Consider the following 19157-nt stretch of genomic DNA (forward strand, 5'->3'; position numbering starts at 1 on the left):
GTCCTAACCCTTTCTCACGCAAATCCTTGGTGCCGATCGACGCACTTGCCTTCCTCCCTCACTGGGTCAATCGAAGCACGCCGAGGTTGCCGGCAATCTGCTGAAAGATCGCGTCGAGCGTCGCGTTGGTCGGCGCGTGATAGTAGTTACCCGGCGACGCGCAGCTCTGCATCGCCTGCTGCGCCACGGGGCTCGCTGCATCGCTTCCGAATGTGATCGCGTAGATAATGATTCCGCTATTCTTCATCGCGGTACAGACACCAAGCTGGAACGCATTGATGTCGGTGACCGATGTCGTCGAACCATTGACGAGTGAGGAGCCGTCCGACCGCGTCACGGTCGGTGCCTGCAACGCGCTGCTCCCAACGCCCGACAAGCCATTGAACGATGGCGGCGGCATCATGCCGTTCGCACTGCCCGGATCGTTTTCGCCATCGGTCAGGACAATCGCGACCCGCTGCAATCCCTGGGTGGTTTCCGGATGGGGCAAGGTGCCGTCGGACGATACCCAGCCATTGCCATTCGACACATTGTTCGACCAGTCCGACGACAGCATACGCCAGCCCCACAGCAAACCAGTCGGAATGATCGTCGAGCCCGCTGCCTTCATGTTGCCGATAGCGGTAGTCAGCGAGTTCGCATCCTTGGTGAGGAATTTCACCGGCGCGATAGAGCAGGGACTGCCGTTCCCGTTAATGTTGCCGTTCTGATCGTACGTCTTCATGCTGGGGTTAGTCGTGCTCGGCTGGCCCCAGGCCGCAGCGATCCCCACCCCGGTTCCGATGCTGCAGGTCGTTGTCGAACCGTTGGACTGCAAGGTCAGCGGAACGCCGGTTACTTTAGTGGAACTCGACACCACGCAATTGTTGCGGCCGCCACTCGTACTTTTGTAGGTCGTAACCTGAAAACCATTGTTTGGAACGTTGTAGAAGAACGGCGTGAACCCGGGTACGTTCTTCGGCGCATAGGCTTTCGGATACAGATTAAGCCCTGCATCGCGCGGCTCGACAGCGCAACCGCCCCAACCCGACCCGGTCACGCCTGATTTGGCCGTCATCGAGACATTGGTGGGGTTGTAAGTGAAGTTCGGCGTCATCCAGCTGCCGCCCGGAAGCAGCGATCCGCCGACGTTCACCATAGTGGTGAAGGGCACGAGCCCGATGTAGGAATTGTTGTTCTGCACGCCCAAGATGTCGTTCACCAAGCTGGTGGCCGCAGTCCGCAGCCCCTGGATCTTCGTACCCTGCGTCGTGTCGCTGCTCGCGTAGTCTGACATCGAGCCCGTGTTGTCGAGCACCAGCACCAGTTCGAGCTGACTCTGCGGCAGGCGCAGTCCCGTGTTGCTGGCGGTGATGGTCACTGTATCGGGCGATGCTCCAGGCGAACCAGAACCGGAACCCGAACCACTGCTCGACGTGCCCGTACCGAAGATGACCGGCGCCAGCAGCGGAGCCGAGCCTGTCGCCGAGAGCTGGATGGTCTGGCCGGTGGAAGGCACGCCGCTGACTGTCGCCGAGAACTTGGCGTCAGGCATGGTGAAGTCCATGTAGCCCGACGGCATATTCGCGTTGTAGTAAGCGCGTGCGTCCGCCTGCCATTGCGTGAGATTGTTTCCAGTGGTCGAGTTGTAGTGCGCGAGGTTGACACCTGAGGACAGCGTGGCAACGTCGAGCGCCATCTGAACCCGAGTCTGCGTCATCTGGTAGTGAATCGTGTCGATGGCAGTGCACATCGCGCCGATCATCAGGGTCGCGCACATCGCAAACATGACTGTGATGGCCCCCTCATCGCCCTTGAGCAGCGTGGAGAGAGATCGAGGCTGTGCCGGAACCACGCGACGGGTGGACCTGCCAGCTGTTCTTGCCGCGACAGGATCGGTAATCATGACGCCACCAGCGGGAGCGGCGTTCCCATACGCGGGCGCACATAGACACGCTCATAGATGGTCTGTGTGCCCGGCGCGTTCGTCCAGAACGGCATGGTCATCGAGAAGGGAGTGTATGAATAGAACACCTCCACCACGATCGCGGAATCGCCGTTACGGAACGGCCACGTCGCCGGCAAGAGGTTGCCGCCGGTTTCCTGCGACTTCATACCCGACAATGTCCATGGCGCGCTCTGCTGCCAGAACTTCAGCGGCGTGCCCGCGGCCATCGTCGGCGGGTTAGGCTGGACGGGCGGATTGGCCGGGTTGGCTGCGTTGCAGCCTGTCGTCTGGTCGCAGATAGACGTGATGTACACGCCCCCCCTCGCTTGCAAATTGTTTGGCGCGGCGATCAGGGTCGCGGCGCTCCAGATCGAGCCGAGGCTGTTCGAAGAACTCGTGGTGGGGTCGTTGATAACGGAGCTCATCTGTCCCAGCGAATCAGCAAGTGTGAAGGCGGTATGCTCGACGAGACTCACTGCTCGCATGTACATGTATATCTCGCTGAAACCGAGCATCGCCAGCAGCATCAGCGGAACGATAATCACGAACTCGATTGTCACGCTGCCGCGATCGGATCGCAGAAGGGCGCGCAATCGTCTTCGCCAGGTGGAGCGTGTAGCCGATGGTACTGTCTGTAGCGTGCCTTTCATTTTTCGTTCTGCACAAGGTAGTTGCGTTGGAACGTCAGCGGTAAAGGGACGCCGAAATACTTGGGTAAGCCCGTGAAGCCGGTCGGCAACGTGACGGTGATCTGATAAGAGACAACATCACCAAAGCCGCCCATGTTCGCCTGATAGCCCGACGTACCGACATTGTTGTAAGTGCCATAGTTCAGCGTGTTGATCGTCACCGTGCCGCCGATTTTTTGCCAGCCTCCGAGCGTGTTCATCACGATGCTTTGTGCCTGATCTGAACGCGTGCCGGTGGCCGGATTAGTCGTGGTTAGCCCAACGCGCGATGCGGACTCCGCCGCGATCTGCACCGATGCATCCACGATCATGTCGAGTGCGAGTTCAAGAGTGCCCATAATGAGGAAGAACACCACCGGCGACAGAAGCGCGAACTCGATTGCCGACACCCCGCCGTCGTCAGAAAGCGGGCCGACCACCCCGCGACGCCGCAGCCAGGCCACTGCCCTCATCGGAGGCTCGCGGCCTGCACGGAAGCGCTTGGCACGGCCACGACTTTTGCCGTCCCCCGCCGCGGCTCGAGACGCTCGCGCTGGATCTCGTAGAAGCGCAAATTGTCCTGCACCGACGCTTTAGGCAGATCGCGTCCGAGGATTTCCGCTGCCGCTTCCGTATTGCCGAGCAAACCGTACGCCAGCGCGAGATCCTGACGCGCCTGCGGGGGCGCGGCCGGATAACGCGTAACGTCGAGCAGCACGTTCGCACCTTCGCGCGGATTACCGCTCAAGATGAGCGACAATCCGAGGTTCACGCTCAGCATCGGATCGCCGGGATTCCTTTCCAACGCGTCGCGCAGCACGGCCTGCGCGCCCAGATGATCGCCCTCGAGATCGAACGCCGCGCCGAGGCCCGCCAACGCCATCGGATCGTTGGGTGTCACCACGAGCACGCGGTGATAGGTGGCGATTGCGGTGTCAAAGCGGCGCTGGTGAATGGCCACACGCGCAATGCCGATCAGCGGCGCGGTCGCCGCCGGATCGATCTGGCTCGCGTGGTCGTAGTAGACCCCGGCCCGCGTGAAGTCGCCCACCGCGTAAAGTGTATTGCCGAGCCCGGTCAAGCCCTCGACCGAACGCGGATCGGCCTTCACGATCTTGTCGTAAAGCGTCGTCGCCAGTTCGAGGTTGCCCGAGTCGAGCGCGGTATCCGCGATACGAAGCTCGCTCATGCTGCTCGGCGTCGAGTTCCGCGTGACGGGCCGCGTCTCGGAGACGCGCTGGGTCGTCGTGGTACAGGCAGCGGTTGCCGCCAGCAGTGATATGCCGCAGGCCACCAGCCCAGTGTGCCGGGCAATGCGCAGGAGCTTTGCTCCCCGAGCGAAGAGTGTGCGTCGTGCGAAGGTGAATTGAGCGATTTTCATTGCTTGGCAATAGCGTCCATCAGTTGAATAACGGCCGGGCCAGCCGCGATCGCGACGACTGCGGGAAGAATGAACAGCATCATCGGTACGACCATCTTCGGGGCGAGCTTGGCGGCCTTCTCTTCCAGCGACACAATGTGCGCGAGACGCTCCGTGCGCGACAGCGTACGCAGTGCCTGCGTGATTGGCGTGCCGTAACGCATGGATTGGGTCAGCGTGGCAATCAGCGCGCGGATCGACGGCAGGTTGATGCGCTCGGCCAACCCGTGCAGCGCACGCGTGCTGTCGCCGGAAAGTTTCAGTTCGTCGGCGGTTAAGGCAAATTCGCTTGCGAGCGGCGGACAGATCGTCGCGAGTTCGTCGGCTACGCGCCGGATGCTCACGCCGAGACTGTTGCCGGCGTTCGTGCAGATCACGAGCAGGTCGAGCGCGTCGGGCAGGCACCCCGCCATCGCCTTGCGACGTCGCGATGCACGAAACGCCATGATGTATTCGGGAATGATCATCCCGGTGATGAACACGAAGAGCATCATCGCGCCGCGAATGGCCGGATACGCGCCAATGACCGGAATGTGCGAGCCCAGCATGACCGTCAGCGCGGCACAGATCAGGCCGGTAGCGAATTTGACCGCGAGCATGATCGATACGGCGGCCCGGCTGCGATAGCCGCTCCGCAGCATTTCCTTCTGCAGCTTCAGGCGATATTTCGCATCGAAAAGCGGAAGGCGGTCGCCGATGATTGTCAGGCGACGCACGAGGCGCTGACGAAACGCGCTCCCCTCCTCGACTTCCTCTACCGCCATGCTGTCGACTCGCTGGGTGAGCGCCGCCTGCCGGGCGCGCTCGGCGATCCGCCCACGCCGGCCGCCATGCTTTGTCGCCCACCAGATCGCGAGCGCGGCGAACAGCGCCAGCAGCATCAGCAGGTTGATCAATGTTTCGAAGTTGGCCTGGTTCATCGCGACGTATCCAGTTTAGACATCTTGCCGATCACCAGCAGCCCGAACACCATGGAGGTCGCGCCGAACGACAGCAGTTTCTGTCCGGGATGTGTGTCGAACAGAATAAAGAGGTAATTTCGATTCAGAACGTACATGGACAGCATGATGACCGCCGGAATGGAAGCCATGATCTTGGTCGTGATGCGGGCTTCGCCGGTCAGAGCTTTCGTTTTCTGACGGATCTCGCGCCGGGTCCGGACGATCGTGGCCAGACCCTCGAGCGTCTCACCGAGCTGACCGCCGGTTTCCCGCTGCAGCAGCAAACAGACGCAGAAGAACGAGAAGTCTGCGATTTCGATGCGCCTGACCGCGACCGCCAACACCTCTTCCAGATCGAGACCCACCTGGAGCGAATCGCTCATCAATTTGAACTCGTGCCGTATCGGCTCGGCACATTCGCTCGACACAGTACCGATTACCTGCGTCACTGGGACGCCCGCGCGCACCGCGCGCACGATCAGGTCGATCACGTCCGGAAAGCCATCGAGAAAGCGCCGGCGAAAGCGCTGGACCAGAAAACCATACGAGCGGACTACCGCGAACGCAGGTAAGCCGAGAACGAGCAGCGGCTTGGCGAAGTCGGGCAGTGGCATGAGGCGCGTCATCAGCAGGGCGAGCAGTTCGCCAGCCACCGCTGCCGCGAACACGATGCGAATGCCATTTTTCCCGGCGACGGTGCGAAGGCGTGCCACCTTCGGACCATACCAGCGGCTGAACACGTTTTCTCTTTTACTGACCGTGAACAGGTCCGTGTCGTGTGCCCTGACGTCCCTGGTTCGGACGCTATGTGCAGCGAACGTATCCTCCATCCGCGCCTTGATCCTCGCGTGCGGCTGCTTTTTGCGCATGTCCTGCACAGTCAGCCACATCACGCCGAGCATGAGTACAAGGATGAAGGCGCACACAGTCAGGAGGTCGACCCTGTTCATGGCCTCATCGCCTCCAGCAACGCGTCCTCGAGCCCGTAATACGCCGCGCGCGCAGAGAACGCCGGCCGCACCAGCGCCGACTCGTAAGCGCCCTTGACCTCCTCGCTATAGGCAGTCGCATCGTAGCGAAACGTGAACAGATCCTGGGTAATGATGACGTCGCCTTCCATGCCGACGAGTTCGGTGATCCGCGTCACTCGGCGCATGCCGTCACGCATCCGCTCTATCTGCACGATCAGGTGCACCGCGCTCGCGATCTGCCGGCGAATGGACAGAAGCGGCAGATTCCCGTTCGCCATCATCACCATGCTCTCGAGCCGCGTAATGCCGTCACGAGGGGTGTTCGCGTGGATCGTGGTCATCGAGCCATCGTGGCCCGTGTTCATCGCCTGCAAAACGTCGAAGGCTTCCGGGCCGCGCGTTTCGCCGAGGATAATCCGGTCGGGGCGCATCCGCAGCGCATTACGCACGAGATCGCGCTGCGCAACGCCGCCGAGCCCTTCGGCATTCTCGGGCCGCGTCTCGAGGCTCACGACGTGCGGCTGCACGAGCTGAAGTTCGGCCGCATCCTCGATGGTGATGGTACGCTCACCGAGCCCGATGAAGTGCGACAACGCGTTGAGCAGCGTAGTCTTGCCGGAGCCCGTACCGCCCGAAACGATGATGTTGAGACGGCAGGTGCTCGCGAGCTTGAGCAGGTTCGCCATTTGCTGCGACATGTTACCCTGCTGCGCCATCCGGTGAAGCGTGATATTGCGCTTCGAAAACTTCCGGATCGAGATGGTCGCGCCATGGATCGCGAGCGGCGGCAGCACGACGTTGACCCGGCTGCCGTCAGCCAGACGCGCGTCCACCATCGGGCTGCTTTCGTCGACGCGCCGGCCGACCCCTGCCGCAATCCGCTGCGCCACGTTGACCACGTGCGCGTTGTCGCGAAACTTGTAGGGCGTGAGTTCGAGTCGGCCGTGGCGTTCCACGTAGACCTGATCCGGTCCGTTGACGAGCACGTCGGTAATGGTTTCATCGGCGAGCAATGGTTCAATCGGCCCCAGGCCGAACATGTCGTTCAGCAGTTCGCCGACGATCTGCCCCTGCTCGGAAATCGTGATGTTCAGATGCTCGCGCTCGGCAATTTCCAGCACAAGCTTTTCAACACCGGGCTTCATTTGCTCGCGCGTCCTGCCTACTGCAGCAGACGCGTTCATCAAGGTGAATACGCCGGTCCGGATAGTCTTGAACAGTTCCGAGCGGACCAGCGTCTCGTTGCCTTCCGAAGTATTAACGCGCGCCGCGGCGGATGCCGCAGTCCCGTCCAGTACCGCGACCGCTTCCGCGGCTGCAAAATCGTCAGTCGCGTCAGGCATACGCGCGTGTTTTTGCCCGAACATCAGCTTCTCCTGAGTCTGAGCTTCTGGAAGAAGGTACGTTCAGCCGTCGAAGGCTGCCCGGTCAGATCGTGTCCGATTCGCGTGATGTTCTGATTGAAGCCGTTCGGTGTCTTTTCATTCGGTGCCTCGCCGAGATTCTCGGCAATCGAGATCGCCTTGGCTTCGAACGGAATCTCATATAACGCGGCGCGTCCGACGGCCGACGTAAAGTCGGCTGCCTGGACCTTGCCGGCGCTCGCAGCGTTCGCGTTGTTCAGCAGCAGAGAGGTGGGCGGGTTGTTGTCGCGGTCCTCGATAAAGCGCAGCAGGCGTATCGTCTCGCGGGTCGCGTGCACTGAGCGGTCGGCGACCAGATAGACGCGCGACGCAAAATCGAACGCGTCTCCTGCAAGGGGATCAGCCAGATTGCCGACGTCGAGAATCACATAGTGGAAGCTGTCACACAGCAGTTCGAGCACGCGCCCGAGCGCGCCGCCCGCGAAAGGCTGGGCGCTTCCGTAGTCGAGCTCAGCGGACAGCATGAAGAGCCGCGCACCTTTCGCAACGAGCGTGCGCTCAACGTACTGCGGATCCAGGCGATGCACGTTCTGCAGCACATCTGTCAGGCCGTTATTGCTCTGGATGCCGAGCATGCTGTTCGCCGCGCCACCGTACAGGTTCAGATCGACGTAAGCGACCCGACGGTGCGTCTCTTCCGCCAGATGGCGGGCCACGTTGAGCGCGATCGTGGTCGTGCCCACCCCGCCGCGCGATCCCGCGAAGGCAATTGTTTTGCCGGCACGCGCCAGCATCACGGGGCTGACTTTTCCCTCGGCAACGTTTACGGTCCGCTTGAGCAATTCGACTGTGAGCGGCTTGACCAGATAGTCGCGCACACCGATTTTCAGCAGGCTGCGGAACAGCCCGACGTCGTTGCGCTCGCCGAGCGCAACGACCTGAACCGATGGCTCGCACACCTCCGCCAGCCGGCCGAGGTCCGAGAGCGGCATCACCGAGTCGTTCAGGTCGATCAGCAGGAATTGCGGCGAGCGCTCGATTTTCGACAGATAGGCGATTGCGTCCTCGACGCTGCCAATCCCTACGTGCGTATGCGGCATCGCCTGGTCGAGCACGAAGGCCTTGAGTACCTGCTCTGTTTTGCGGTCATTGACAAACGCAATGAAGTCCGCGACCCGGATTCCCGTGTTGCTCTTCGTGAAGTTGAACTCAGTCGTGCTCATGGTGTTCGTCCGTGAGTGTTGCTCGCATCACTTGGAATCGCGCGACGTGGCAGTGTCGAGCGGGATCACATGGCCGGTTTCGTAGCGACGCACCGCGCTCGCCGCGACAGCGGCGTCGGCTGGACCGAGCGGCTGCGGCTTGACGAGGTCCTGCGGATTCGCGATCTGTGCCGCAAGATTGGAGTAGGTCGCACACCCCCATTCCATGCTCGGGCGATGCCAGCCCGCGTCCGTCAACACCGAAGGACGTGAGAGGCTCGCGCAATCGGGCGGCAAGGCGAAACGGCCGTCGAAGCCTATCGTCGACTGATCCGGCATGCTGCGCGGCGGCTTGAAGCATCCGCTGACACTGGCCGCACCAGCGCAGGCGAGAAAAAGCGTGAGAAGACGGACGGTTTTCATGATGTCGGACTCGATAAGCGGCTCAATAGACGTATCCGGCCGCGCCGACCAGACGCGGTTGGTCAGACGCAGAAGGTCCGTCGCCGGCCTGACGCCTGTAGCTGTATTCGATGTCGCTGCTGGGCGACACAAGCGATTCGAGCGGCGTGCGAAGTTTCGACGGATCGGTCGGCTCGACCAGATACGGCGTCACCATGATCACCAGCTCCGTCTTGTTGTTCTGGTAGTTCGTCGACGAAAACAGCTTGCCCAGGATCGGAATGGAACCCATACCCGGAATCTGCGAAATGATGTCGGTAGTATTGCTCTGCAACAGGCCGCCGATTGCGAAGCTCTGGCCGCTCCCCAGCTCGACGGTCGTATCCGCGCGGCGCACACTCAGCCCCGGAACCGTGATGCCCCCAGTCGTCACGCTCACCGATGTGTCGATCTGGCTCACCTCCGGACGTACCTTCAGACTGATGCGGTGATCGTTCAGCACGGTCGGCGTGAAATCGAGCTTCACACCGAACTGCTTGAATTCGACGGAGATCGCACCATTGGTCTGCGACACCGGAATGGGGAATTCACCACCCGCGAGAAAGCTGGCCGTCTGCCCAGACAACGCGACGAGATTCGGCTCCGCGAGAACGGTCAGCAGGCCTTCCTGGTTCAACGCATCGACAAGCGCCTGGATATTGACGTTGTTGGTCTTGAACGCGCCGAACAGCGAAAACGCGTTGTTCGACGGGAGGTTCACCGGAAAGGTCGTCTGGCCCGTGGGTCCGACGATCGGCTGGTTCAGGTTGTAGATCGGACGCCCGCTAAAGATGCCGCCGTAGAAATTGCCGACCGCACTGCCCATCGCCTGCCAGTTGATCCCGAGCTGCTGCGTGACATTTCGGTCCACCTCCGTGATGCGCACGCGCAACTGGACCTGCAGCGGGCGGTCGATCGTCATGCGGTTGATCAGGACTTCCTTGTCCGCCAGATAGGGCGTGACGGCCTGGACAACGGCGTCGGCGTCGGCGGGGTTGGCCGCCCTACCGGAAAGCTGCAACGAGCCCTGGCCCGTGCTCATCTGCACGTTCATGCCTGGAAAGCGCGCCGCGATCATGCTGCGTAGACCCTCCATGTCGCGTCCGACGACGACCGTGCGCTGCACCAGCGTCTTGTTGTTCGCGCCCAGCACGTAGAGCGTCGTCGTACCGGTCTTCTTGCCCAGCACGAACACGGCCTTCGGCGACGGGACGTGAACGTCCGCGACCGTCGGGTCGGCGACAAAGACCGAGGTGGCGTCTTCGTTCAGACGTACCAAGGTGCCTTTACCTGCGCTGATGTTCAGGGGCCCCGACGCGTAGTCCGGCATGCCAGCCGGCGCCACGGCGACAGCCCGGGCTACTGCGGCACGCGACGAAGCGGCGCGTGCCGCATGGGCGGAGGCGGCGTCCGCCGTGACCGCATGCGGGGGAGCCGCGAGTGCCGGTCCCGCGCACAATACCGCGTAAGCCATCACCCATGTTGCTTTGCAAATCGGACTGAACGGCATCTGACGTCTCTCTATCCTGGCGAATGGACTTGGTCCAGCGGTTTGAACGGCATCAGCGCGACGCGGGGATGGAAGGCAGCGGTGGTGACGCGCTGTCGCCTCCCGCGGCCACACTCGCCGTCGCGTCGGCCTTCTCCGAACCTCTATAGATCGCGACCGGCCGCAGCGCGACGGGTGCGGGTGCAGCGGCGGCGACCTGGACCGCGCGCGATCGCGGCAGATCGCGCACGGCGCGCGAGATGTCGCCGGCCCAAACCGGTGCAGGCTGCGCCGAGGAAGCCGGCATCGACACAGCGGGGTCGCGCGAAGCCGTCGCGAAACTGCGCAGCGCGAGAGACAGGTTGCCGAGCCGCGCGGCGACGGAAACGACCTCCCCCGTCCGCGGCGTCACTTCCAGCGTGACGGTGCGGGCGCGGTTGCCGACTGCGTCTGGGGCGTCGCCAGTTTTCGGTCGCTTGATTTCCGACCCAACCGCCAGTACCCGGACGTGCTCGACGACGGTTTCGCTCGACACCGCAAGGTCAGGTAAATCGGTGCGGCGATCCATCTGCTGTGTCAGCAGCAGGTCGACGTAGTCGCCCGGCTGGATCAGGCCGGCGTTACCGGACACGTCGTCGACGGCCACCGACACGGCGCGCATTTCAGGTTTGAGCGTCGCCGCGAGAAAACCGGGGGCGCTCGGCAGGATCACATCTTCAGCCACGAGAACGGTGCCACTTGCCGCCGCATGGCGCAGCAACGCACCCTTCAGTTCCGGGGCGTCCGGTGCACCGGAGACGATAGCGCCAAGCGGCACATCCGCGACCGGCACGGCCTTCCAGGCGAGATCCTCGTCGCGCAGCAGCAGGCCTTGCGGCAGGTCGGCTGCGCTGACGAGCACCTTCTGCGTATCCACGACCGGCTTCGACTGATGCGAACCGCTCATGATGACCACGCGCACGATCAGCGCGATCATGAGTGCCCCGACGATGAGCACGGCGAATTTAATGACATTTGACATGGGGCGACGTCCTATCGCTTCAGAATCAGGGGCAGCACGGCGGGCAGCACAATCGCCAGACCGCCGCCAAACGCAAGTGCTACGCCGTAAGGGACGCCGCGCGCTCCCGAAAACATCGCCAGTACCCGCAACGGCCGCGAACGCTGGTCCGAATTCATGTTTCGCGTGGCAAGACTGATCAGGGACACCACCGTCCCGATTACTGAAATCAGCGTCAAGGCCGGCAACGCGAGACTCAGGCCGACCCACAGGAAAATGACCGAGGCAAGCTTCGCGTCGCCTCCGCCGAGCATCTTTGCCCCGAACAGCGCAGCACAGACAAGGAAGACGCCCAATGCCAACCCCAGATGAACGATCACCTGGTCGATGGTCAGGCGAAGGGTTGCCGCGTCCACGAAAAACAGCGCACCGATCGCCAGCACGACCCTGGTCGGCAGGCGTCGCGAACGAATGTCGACAACTGCGAGCCAGAGCAGCGCGCACAGTACAATGAGACGGATGGCGAGAGACAGTAGGTGCACGATGGGCGCGGTATCAGAAAACGGGATAGACCAAACGGAGGTCCAAACCACGAGGGCCCAGACCTCAGGCACGATCGATCAGCCAGCTGCCGCCGTGATCTTGGTGAACAGGTTAGTGAACATGCTGCTCACGCTGGTACTGAAGGTCGCACTGACCGCCGTCAGTGCGACGACAATGATGCCGGCCAGAATGGCGTATTCCATTGCGCTGACGCCACGCTCGTCACGAACGAATGCTTTAAGAAGTTTGCTCATTTAATTCCCCGAAAACAGATGGAAGGACTCGCCCGGGAAGGTCAGGAACCGGGTGTGGCCAGCCGCATCCCATGCCCTTCTCGCCCAAATAAAGTGAAAGGGCGATAAACCGTTGCTTCGCACTTCGAGCCGGGACGGCCGGTAAGCACTCTAACGGCGGTGCCGAAAAAAACTTTAGCGATGTCTAACGACTATTTTTCTCGCCCGACGATATTTCGGGAAACTTTGCAAATCGCTCGGGAGAGTAAATCTGATTGGTTTAACGTTTGCGAGGACCATCCTGCCCGGGATATCCCACTGAAGAACCTGCGGCACTTCTGTTCGGAAACCGGACCGGGCAAGCGTTTATCCTGGTGCGAAATTCAAGATTCGGAAGTAGTGCTGCCTTCGGCGGCCGGCAGACCGGTGCTGATATCTGCGTTTCAAGACGGAGCCGACGATTTTGTCTTGTCGAGCTTCGAGCGTAAGCCCGACTAATGGGTGTCGCGATAAGCCGAAGGGGTAAAATCCGGAGCAGACGAAATTCCCCGAATGACACGATGAAGAAGACGCAGACTCCGCGAAAGGCACTGGCCTCGGACATAGCCAAAGTTCTGAAGCGACTTCATTATCCGCTCGAAGTGATATTGGTCTGCGTGAGATGGTACGTGGCCTACTCGCTGAGTCTGCGTGATCTCGAGGAAATGATGGCTGAGCGCGGTATTTCAGTCGATCATTCAACCGTGCACCGCTGGGTGATCAAGCTGGTGCCATTGCTCGAGAAAATGTTTCGCAAACACAAAAGGCCAGTCGGCAAAAGCTGGCGGATGGATGAGACCTACCTCAAGATCAGGGGTCAGTGGAAGTATCTCTACCGCGCCGTGGACAAGGCCGGCAACCCTATCGACTTCCTGCTGCGCGCCCATCGCGACAAGCCTGCAGCGCGCCGCTTCTTCGAGAAAGCGATTGGCCAGAACGGCGCCCCGCAGACGGTCAACATGGATAAGAGCGGTGCAAATCTGGCCGCCATCCAGGCGATCAACGCCGCACGCGAAACACCTATCCGCGTCCGTCAGGTCAAGTATCTGAACAACCGCATCGAGCAGGACCACCGGGCCATCAAACGCCGAACCCGACCCATGCTCGGCTTCAAGGATTTTCGTTGTGCACGCATCATTCTGGGCGGCATTGAGGTGATGCATATGATCCGCAAGGGGCAAATGAAATTCGCCAGAGGGACCGGCGCGTCCGCCGCACGGCAATTCTATTCCCTCGTCTCATAAACGATCGCGCCCGCTGCACTGCGCTCGCCCCTCCGTCCTTATTGCGACAGTGCCGCTTTTAGCGCGTTCCCCCGGGTTTCCGCAATGGTCGACCTGATCGCTCTGTCAGATGCAGCGCTGCCAGCTTCCCGGTGCCCTCGACAAACATCTCGACCGACCGGCCAAGATGTTTGTCGGTAAACCCGACATTCTGCTTGACGCTATCCAATCCGACACAGGATCCGGAAACGGGCCGGCAAGATCACGTAAATAGATCAACGAAAGTGTGCGCATCACGTGCAACCCCGACCTCGCGGGGCCTCCAGACGGCCCTGCCATATGCCGCGCGACCGGTAAAGCAAGGCGTTCTGACTGCACCGCTTTGTCCGGACAGGCTCAAACGGGCGTCACTGCCTCCGTCACACGTGAATTGCCACTGGTTTCGGTCCTTCGGCAGCGCGTGGAAACGGGCGCGGCTTGATGGCATTGCCGGCCCAGTTCTGACGGGTATCCGAGCGTACCACTATCCATCCATTCAAGAGAGATTCGCAATGAAGACGCAGATCACGGAATTGTTCGGCATCGAGCATCCCATCATCCAAGGCGGCATGCACTACGTAGGATTCGCGGAACTGGCTGCAGCGGTGTCCAATGCGGGCGGCCTGGGCATCATTACGGCGCTGACACAGCCCAGCCCGGAGGCGCTGGCGGGCGAGATCCGGCGGTGCCGGGACATGACCGACAAGCCGTTCGGCGTCAATCTGACGTTCCTTCCGGCACGCAATCCGCCGGATTACCCCGGCTACGTGCGCGCGATCATCGATGGCGGCGTGAAAATCGTCGAGACCGCTGGGAACAATCCGCAGAAGTGGCTGCCCCTGCTGCAGGAAGGCGACATCAAGGTGATTCACAAATGCACATCGGTGCGGCATGCACTGAAGGCCGAGAGCATCGGCTGCGATGCGGTCAGCGTGGACGGCTTTGAATGCGGGGGCCATCCTGGCGAGGACGATGTCCCCAACTTCATCCTGCTGCCCCGTGCCGCGGACGAGCTCAGGGTACCGTTCGTTGCCTCGGGTGGCATGGCCGATGGTCGCTCGCTTGTGGCGGCACTTGCCATGGGCGCGGGCGGTATCAACATGGGCACGCGTTTCGTGGCGACCCACGAAGCGCCGGTCTACCAGAAGGTCAAGCAGGCCATCGTCGCGGCAACGGAACTGGATACGCGGCTCGTAATGCGCCGGCTACGCAATACCGAACGCGTACTGAACAACGCTGGGGTCGAGCGCCTGCTCGAAAAGGAACGGCGGCTCGGCGCCGATATCGCCTTCTCGGACATCGCGGACGAGGTAGGTGGCGTCTATCCGCGTGTTATGAAGGACGGCGACCTGGACGCCGGCGCGTGGTCGTGCGGCATGGTTGCCGGACTCATTCATGACATCCCCAAGGTCGGCGAGCTGGTCGAACGAATCATGCACCAGGCCGAAGAGATTGTTGCGAAGAGGCTTCACGGGATGCTGTCGCAGGCATGAACATTGGTGATACCAACAAGGAAAGAGACAATGCGCGGAATTGTTGCAAGGATCAGGGTAAAGGAAGGGACTCTGGTGCAAATATCTGGCGGGGCCGAGACGTTTTCTATAAATAAGGGTGCCTTATTAGTCAATACAGGACGGCATTCCAGAGGGCCGGTGCAGCGATATCCTTGAGTTCGAGAGCGCAGAGGTCGAACTGCCCTTGCGAACGCGGTGCATCAACTCGATGCCTGAAATCGTGATCGCGGCACACCTGAACCGTTTGAATCCGAGCATCACGTTCGTTCTGGACTTGATGCTTCGATGGTCCTGCTCGATCACATTGTTCAGATACTTTGACGAGCGCACATGCGTTCCCTCGGGCACCACAGCGTCTGCGATCATTTCCCGCACGGCCCGGTGCGAGGCGGCATACCCATAAAGCGTGATCGTCTCTGGTGGCTGGCCTTGATGTTTGATGGCCCTGCTGAAAAAGGCTTTGGCCGCGGTGACATCGCGCTTCGTTCTGAACAAGAAGTCCACTGTCTGACCGGCCCGATCGACCGCCCGGTAGAGATAGGACCACTTGCCACGGATCTTCAGATAGGTCTCGTCAACACGCCAGGCCCGGCCTGCAGGTATACCGAACCGATTCCAGCGCTTGACGAACTCCGGCGTAAAGCGCTTTACCCAACGCATGATCGTGGTGTGGGCTCTGTCGCGCTAAGGCGTCATGTAAAATTCGGCATCCGAATTTGAGACGACCACGATGGCCACTACGGGCAAGACGCCACGCAAGACTTTGCCGCTAGGGATCGCGAAAGTGTTGAAGCGACTGCACTATCCGGTGGACGTGATCCTGCTGTGTGTGCGGTAGTACGTGGCCCACTCGCTAAGGCTTCGCAATCTCGAAGAGATAATGGCCTGGCGCGGCTTTGAGGTTGACCACTCGAGCGTGCATCGCTGGGTCATCAAGCTCGTACCGTTGTTCGAGAAAGCTTTCGCCGGCACAAACGTCCGGTCGGCAAGAGCTGGAGGATGGATGAAACCTACGTCGAGGTGCGCGGCCAGTGGAAGCACTTGTATCGCGCAGTGGACAAGGCCGGTAATACGGTCGATTTTCTGTTGCGTGCGCATCGCGACAAGGCTGCCACGCGGCGCTATTTCGAGAACGCTATCGATCGAAAACGGCGCGCCTGAGATCGTGACCGTGGACAAGAGCGGGGCTAATCTGGCCGCCCTGCAGGCCATCAACGCTGAGCGGGAAACGCCCATCAAGGTCCGGCAGGCCAAGTATCTGAACAACATCGTCGAGCAAGATCATCCGGCGATCAAACGTCGGACCAGGCCCATGATGGGATTCAAGGATTTCCGGTGTGCCCGCATCATCCTGTCAGGTATTGAGACGATGCACATGATTAGCAAAGGTCAGATGGAGGTCGACGGCGTAACGCGAACAGCTGCCGATCAGTTCTATTCTCTGATGATGTAGTAATCCTTATCATAGGGTGCTTTTTCGCCTTGCCCTCCTTATCGCGACACAACCCGATCGAACTACTGAAGTCGGTCGTACACGGCGGCGAGGACGACCAGACCGGCGTCAATCCGCAAGACGCGGTCTACGTGGGCCGAATTCGACAATCGTCGAGCTACTCCGGTGCATATCCCAACTCCCGCTGATGGCGAATTGACAGCAATAGAACGCGCGCATCCGAATGAGCATACAGAATGAGATGGGAGCGAAGAACGTACTCGCGCATTTCGGCCAGGCCCGCTTCGATTGCCAGCTTTAGCACCCGTTCCAGCCTTACTTGACCTTCGACAGATGACGCCTGGAGTGCGCCAGCAGGTCGGCCAATTTTTGGATGCAGGCCGACAAGGTCACCGAATCGATAAATCTCAACTAGCAGATCATCCCGCCTGGTTGCTGCTGAGCTAACGTCCTGCGCCAACAGGAATTCCTCGATTGCCTCCAGCCGTTCTTCGAAGGTTTCAGCAAACTCAACGCGGATCATTTCCTGGTCGCAGTGCGGCGTTGCATTGAGTCACGCAGTTCGGATAACGGCTTGACTCGCCCGGATACGGCATCCGCGAGAGCCTTCTCGGCGTCATCCAGCATGACCAGTCGGCCGTGTTCTGCCTCGAGAGCGTGATAATAATCAAGCTTGCGTGCGTCCACGAGCGCAACGTAGGCGGAACCGTTTTTGGTCAACACTTTCTCCGCCCCCGCAACGACGTCCTCGGCCAGTTCCGTCAGGCGGGAGCGAGCTTCGCTAATTGGTACCACATCCTGAGTGCGGATTGACATAGCATCCTACTTTAACGAATTTGTTAATAAAAGCGTACAAACTTTACGCTGGTTCGTCAAGCTGTTCAATGACGTAGGTGTCCCACCGGTTTTCGCACTCGCATATCCAGTCGACACACCCGCAGGTCGCGGACAGCGGTTATCTAGCCCTGTCAGAGGAGTTCCCGGGCGGCGGTTGGCCAATTGGCGCGCTAGTCGATCTACTCCTCCAGCAGGTTGGCGAGAGAGATGCGCTTGTTTCGCCCTGCGTTCAGCACTTTGGGTAACACCTTGTTCGTCAGGCAGGCCGTTGCTATTACTGCCACTGCCCCGTCTGGAACGACAGCAATGGTATAGAGGTTTTGGCCTCATACGACGGAGTTTCGCACCGTCAAGTAAAAGGGCTCCAGTGCACCTGTGAGCATCTGATGGCACGAATCAACGGCGGCTCGTGTAGGCAAAGTAACATCTAGCCTCGTGTCTATTCTGCAACGCGGCGCGTCATCGACGTAAGGTGGCCCGCGATCCCATCGAACACCGGCGGCACGTCCAGAATCGGATGCGCCGAAAGAAGTGGCATGCGCGATGGGGCCATGAAAGTGGGGTTTGCAGCAGTGAGGTAGCCGCTTTCAGCAGAGTTTCCGTCCCAAACGGCAGGTTGGGGTTCTAAATGACCGCCTGTCCCCCGATAGTTTGATGCGCTGGAACGGCATCATCATGGGTAGCCCGACAGCTGGCCCACGCTTGTTGGACCACTAGCGGCCCACTTTTGCCGATCAAGCCGGCGCCGCGGCCAAGGCGGCGCATCAGAGTACAACGGTCATTCATACGGCGACATCGGTCGGCAAAATGTCGGCGTTTCCCGTACCCGTTGACGGGTGGTAATTGCCAGCAAGCACCCTGATGGGAATATTTACCCCAAAAACGCCGATGGACCCTCTGGACCCACGCCTGATCGTCAACAGCGCAAAAAAAGAGAAGTCCCGGCCGATCGCGTCGGAATATTGAGCAGGAAAAGTAGGGGAGACGCCGGCGCAGCGCCGGCGTGAGGCTAGAACGCGCTCTTTATCACTCCCCCATCGGCCCGCAATGCTGCTCCCGTCGTTGCCGACGAAAGTGGACTGGCAATGTAGGCCACGAGGGACGCAATTTCCTGCGGCGAACTAAAGCGCTTGATGAGCGATGTGGGACGGACCTTCTCGAAGAACTCCTTTTCGAATACTTCAAACGACTTGCCGTCCGCGCTTGCAAGGGCCTCCACGAACTCGCCCACACCGCGCGATTTCGTCGGCCCCGGCAGCACGCTATTGACTGTAATGCCCGTGCCGGCAACGGCTTCAGCGAGCCCACGCGAGACCGCAAGCTGCGCGGTTTTTGTCATCCCGTAGTGAATCATTTCGGCTGGAATCTGCACCCCGCTTTCGCTCGAAATGAAAATGATGCGCCCCCAGTTGGCACGCCTCATCGCGGGCAGAAACAGACGAGCGAGGCGTACGCCACTCAAGACGTTGACGTCGAAGAAACGCAACCAGTCCGCGTCGGGAATCTCCTCAAACGGCTTGGGCTCGAAGATACCCAGATTGTTGATCAGGATTTCCACGTCTGGATAGCGTCTTGCGAGTTCGTCGGCCGCCGCGGCTGTACTGAGATCGCCCGCAAAACCCTGTACATCGCTGCCCGTGTCCGCTTTCAGTTGCGCGACTACGTCATCCACTGATGACTGAGAGCGGCCATTCACGATCACACGAGCGCCCTCCTGCGCCAGAGTACTGGCGATAGCGAAGCCAATGCCAGCGGTGCTGCCGCTTACCAGTGCGAGTTTGCCTTTCAGATTCAGATCCATGAGTCATTTCCTTTGCGTGGATAAAGTAGGACGGGCGGCATCGGCACTTGCA

General features: G+C 60.6%; 19 protein-coding genes and 2 pseudogenes. 4 read left to right on the top strand and 17 right to left on the bottom strand.

Annotated features, from left to right (window positions below; all coding sequences use genetic code 11):
- Positions 1-58 precede the first annotated feature (58 nt).
- The 13 genes from HF916_RS07585 to HF916_RS07645 all read right to left on the bottom strand — a co-directional run bounded on the left by HF916_RS07585 (position 59) and on the right by HF916_RS07645 (position 12220).
- Positions 59-1885 carry a TadE/TadG family type IV pilus assembly protein gene (locus HF916_RS07585; protein ID WP_240975173.1) on the bottom strand — a complete coding sequence of 609 codons (1827 nt, stop codon included), beginning with the start codon at positions 1883-1885 and terminating at the stop codon, positions 59-61.
- Positions 1882-2487: a TadE/TadG family type IV pilus assembly protein gene (locus HF916_RS07590; RefSeq protein WP_240975175.1), complete on the bottom strand. Its 606-nt coding sequence runs from the start codon at positions 2485-2487 to the stop codon at positions 1882-1884. The genes HF916_RS07585 and HF916_RS07590 overlap by 4 nt, the downstream gene beginning before the upstream one ends.
- 86 nt (positions 2488-2573) lie before the next feature.
- Positions 2574-3059 carry a TadE/TadG family type IV pilus assembly protein gene (locus HF916_RS07595; RefSeq protein WP_431311366.1) on the bottom strand — a complete coding sequence of 162 codons (486 nt, stop codon included), beginning with the start codon at positions 3057-3059 and terminating at the stop codon, positions 2574-2576.
- A 5-nt stretch (positions 3060-3064) separates the two neighbouring features.
- Positions 3065-3784 carry a tetratricopeptide repeat protein gene (locus HF916_RS07600; protein ID WP_240975177.1) on the bottom strand — a complete coding sequence of 240 codons (720 nt, stop codon included), beginning with the start codon at positions 3782-3784 and terminating at the stop codon, positions 3065-3067.
- Positions 3785-3972: 188 nt separating this feature from the next.
- Positions 3973-4935: a type II secretion system F family protein gene (locus HF916_RS07605; RefSeq protein WP_168788365.1), complete on the bottom strand. Its 963-nt coding sequence runs from the start codon at positions 4933-4935 to the stop codon at positions 3973-3975.
- Positions 4932-5906, bottom strand: a complete 975-nt coding sequence (locus tag HF916_RS07610; RefSeq protein ID WP_168788366.1) for a type II secretion system F family protein — start codon at positions 5904-5906, stop codon at positions 4932-4934. Before HF916_RS07610 ends, HF916_RS07605 begins: the two co-directional genes overlap by 4 nt.
- Entirely contained in the window at positions 5903-7294 is a 1392-nt protein-coding gene (locus HF916_RS07615) for a CpaF family protein (RefSeq protein ID WP_168788367.1), read from the bottom strand. The genes HF916_RS07610 and HF916_RS07615 overlap by 4 nt, the downstream gene beginning before the upstream one ends.
- Entirely contained in the window at positions 7294-8514 is a 1221-nt protein-coding gene (locus tag HF916_RS07620; RefSeq protein WP_168788368.1) for an AAA family ATPase, read from the bottom strand. The genes HF916_RS07615 and HF916_RS07620 overlap by 1 nt, the downstream gene beginning before the upstream one ends.
- 27 nt (positions 8515-8541) lie before the next feature.
- Positions 8542-8916: a CpaD family pilus assembly lipoprotein gene (locus HF916_RS07625; protein WP_168788369.1), complete on the bottom strand. Its 375-nt coding sequence runs from the start codon at positions 8914-8916 to the stop codon at positions 8542-8544.
- Positions 8917-8938: 22 nt separating this feature from the next.
- On the bottom strand, positions 8939-10408 hold the full coding sequence (locus tag HF916_RS07630) for a type II and III secretion system protein family protein (protein ID WP_168788370.1): 1470 nt from the start codon (positions 10406-10408) through the stop codon (positions 8939-8941).
- An 88-nt stretch (positions 10409-10496) separates the two neighbouring features.
- The gene (gene cpaB, locus HF916_RS07635) at positions 10497-11399 is read right to left on the bottom strand and encodes a Flp pilus assembly protein CpaB (protein WP_240975178.1); all 903 of its coding nucleotides are present in this window, start codon (positions 11397-11399) and stop codon (positions 10497-10499) included.
- Between the two features lie 56 nt (positions 11400-11455).
- Positions 11456-12037: an A24 family peptidase gene (locus HF916_RS07640; RefSeq protein ID WP_240975179.1), complete on the bottom strand. Its 582-nt coding sequence runs from the start codon at positions 12035-12037 to the stop codon at positions 11456-11458.
- 6 nt (positions 12038-12043) lie between these two features.
- Positions 12044-12220: a Flp family type IVb pilin gene (locus HF916_RS07645; RefSeq protein ID WP_168788372.1), complete on the bottom strand. Its 177-nt coding sequence runs from the start codon at positions 12218-12220 to the stop codon at positions 12044-12046.
- Between the two features lie 180 nt (positions 12221-12400).
- Between HF916_RS07645 and HF916_RS07650 the strand changes: the two genes are divergently transcribed.
- The 3 genes from HF916_RS07650 to HF916_RS07660 all read left to right on the top strand — a co-directional run bounded on the left by HF916_RS07650 (position 12401) and on the right by HF916_RS07660 (position 14993).
- The gene (locus HF916_RS07650; protein WP_168788373.1) at positions 12401-12697 is read left to right on the top strand and encodes a hypothetical protein; all 297 of its coding nucleotides are present in this window, start codon (positions 12401-12403) and stop codon (positions 12695-12697) included.
- Between the two features lie 62 nt (positions 12698-12759).
- Positions 12760-13482, top strand: a complete 723-nt coding sequence (locus HF916_RS07655) for an IS6 family transposase (RefSeq protein ID WP_168788374.1) — start codon at positions 12760-12762, stop codon at positions 13480-13482.
- Between the two features lie 530 nt (positions 13483-14012).
- Positions 14013-14993 carry an NAD(P)H-dependent flavin oxidoreductase gene (locus HF916_RS07660; RefSeq protein ID WP_168788375.1) on the top strand — a complete coding sequence of 327 codons (981 nt, stop codon included), beginning with the start codon at positions 14013-14015 and terminating at the stop codon, positions 14991-14993.
- A 130-nt stretch (positions 14994-15123) separates the two neighbouring features.
- On the opposite strand, the pseudogene HF916_RS07665 reads toward HF916_RS07660, so the two are convergent.
- Positions 15124-15689 (bottom strand): annotated as a pseudogene (locus tag HF916_RS07665) (IS6 family transposase); the annotation flags it as partial.
- A gap of 324 nt (positions 15690-16013) precedes the next feature.
- Here HF916_RS07665 and HF916_RS50675 point away from each other — a divergent pair.
- A pseudogene (locus HF916_RS50675) lies at positions 16014-16467 on the top strand (IS6 family transposase).
- Positions 16468-16624: 157 nt separating this feature from the next.
- Here the strand turns inward: HF916_RS50675 and HF916_RS07675 are convergent.
- The 3 genes from HF916_RS07675 to HF916_RS07685 all read right to left on the bottom strand — a co-directional run bounded on the left by HF916_RS07675 (position 16625) and on the right by HF916_RS07685 (position 19105).
- Entirely contained in the window at positions 16625-16990 is a 366-nt protein-coding gene (locus HF916_RS07675; RefSeq protein WP_168788376.1) for a type II toxin-antitoxin system RelE/ParE family toxin, read from the bottom strand.
- On the bottom strand, positions 16987-17283 hold the full coding sequence (locus HF916_RS07680) for a type II toxin-antitoxin system Phd/YefM family antitoxin (protein ID WP_168788377.1): 297 nt from the start codon (positions 17281-17283) through the stop codon (positions 16987-16989). Before HF916_RS07680 ends, HF916_RS07675 begins: the two co-directional genes overlap by 4 nt.
- 1030 nt (positions 17284-18313) lie before the next feature.
- Positions 18314-19105 carry an SDR family NAD(P)-dependent oxidoreductase gene (locus HF916_RS07685; RefSeq protein WP_168788378.1) on the bottom strand — a complete coding sequence of 264 codons (792 nt, stop codon included), beginning with the start codon at positions 19103-19105 and terminating at the stop codon, positions 18314-18316.
- Positions 19106-19157: the final 52 nt, after the last annotated feature.

This window comes from Paraburkholderia aromaticivorans (genome assembly GCF_012689525.1).
GTDB classification, from domain to species: Bacteria; Pseudomonadota; Gammaproteobacteria; order Burkholderiales; family Burkholderiaceae; genus Paraburkholderia; species Paraburkholderia aromaticivorans_A.

Coding starts and splice junctions, on each gene's coding strand:
- HF916_RS07630 (WP_168788370.1), bottom strand. CDS start 10,408: ATGGCTTACGCGGTATTGTGCGCGGGACCGGCACTCGCGGCTCCCCCG.
- HF916_RS07680 (WP_168788377.1), bottom strand. CDS start 17,283: ATGTCAATCCGCACTCAGGATGTGGTACCAATTAGCGAAGCTCGCTCC.
- HF916_RS07685 (WP_168788378.1), bottom strand. CDS start 19,105: ATGGATCTGAATCTGAAAGGCAAACTCGCACTGGTAAGCGGCAGCACC.
- HF916_RS07620 (WP_168788368.1), bottom strand. CDS start 8,514: ATGAGCACGACTGAGTTCAACTTCACGAAGAGCAACACGGGAATCCGG.
- HF916_RS07610 (WP_168788366.1), bottom strand. CDS start 5,906: ATGAACAGGGTCGACCTCCTGACTGTGTGCGCCTTCATCCTTGTACTC.
- HF916_RS07650 (WP_168788373.1), top strand. CDS start 12,401: ATGTCTAACGACTATTTTTCTCGCCCGACGATATTTCGGGAAACTTTG.
- HF916_RS07660 (WP_168788375.1), top strand. CDS start 14,013: ATGAAGACGCAGATCACGGAATTGTTCGGCATCGAGCATCCCATCATC.
- HF916_RS07625 (WP_168788369.1), bottom strand. CDS start 8,916: ATGAAAACCGTCCGTCTTCTCACGCTTTTTCTCGCCTGCGCTGGTGCG.
- HF916_RS07675 (WP_168788376.1), bottom strand. CDS start 16,990: ATGATCCGCGTTGAGTTTGCTGAAACCTTCGAAGAACGGCTGGAGGCA.
- HF916_RS07605 (WP_168788365.1), bottom strand. CDS start 4,935: ATGAACCAGGCCAACTTCGAAACATTGATCAACCTGCTGATGCTGCTG.
- HF916_RS07600 (WP_240975177.1), bottom strand. CDS start 3,784: ATGAGCGAGCTTCGTATCGCGGATACCGCGCTCGACTCGGGCAACCTC.
- HF916_RS07585 (WP_240975173.1), bottom strand. CDS start 1,885: ATGATTACCGATCCTGTCGCGGCAAGAACAGCTGGCAGGTCCACCCGT.
- HF916_RS07645 (WP_168788372.1), bottom strand. CDS start 12,220: ATGAGCAAACTTCTTAAAGCATTCGTTCGTGACGAGCGTGGCGTCAGC.
- cpaB (WP_240975178.1), bottom strand. CDS start 11,399: ATGATCGCGCTGATCGTGCGCGTGGTCATCATGAGCGGTTCGCATCAG.
- HF916_RS07615 (WP_168788367.1), bottom strand. CDS start 7,294: ATGTTCGGGCAAAAACACGCGCGTATGCCTGACGCGACTGACGATTTT.
- HF916_RS07655 (WP_168788374.1), top strand. CDS start 12,760: ATGAAGAAGACGCAGACTCCGCGAAAGGCACTGGCCTCGGACATAGCC.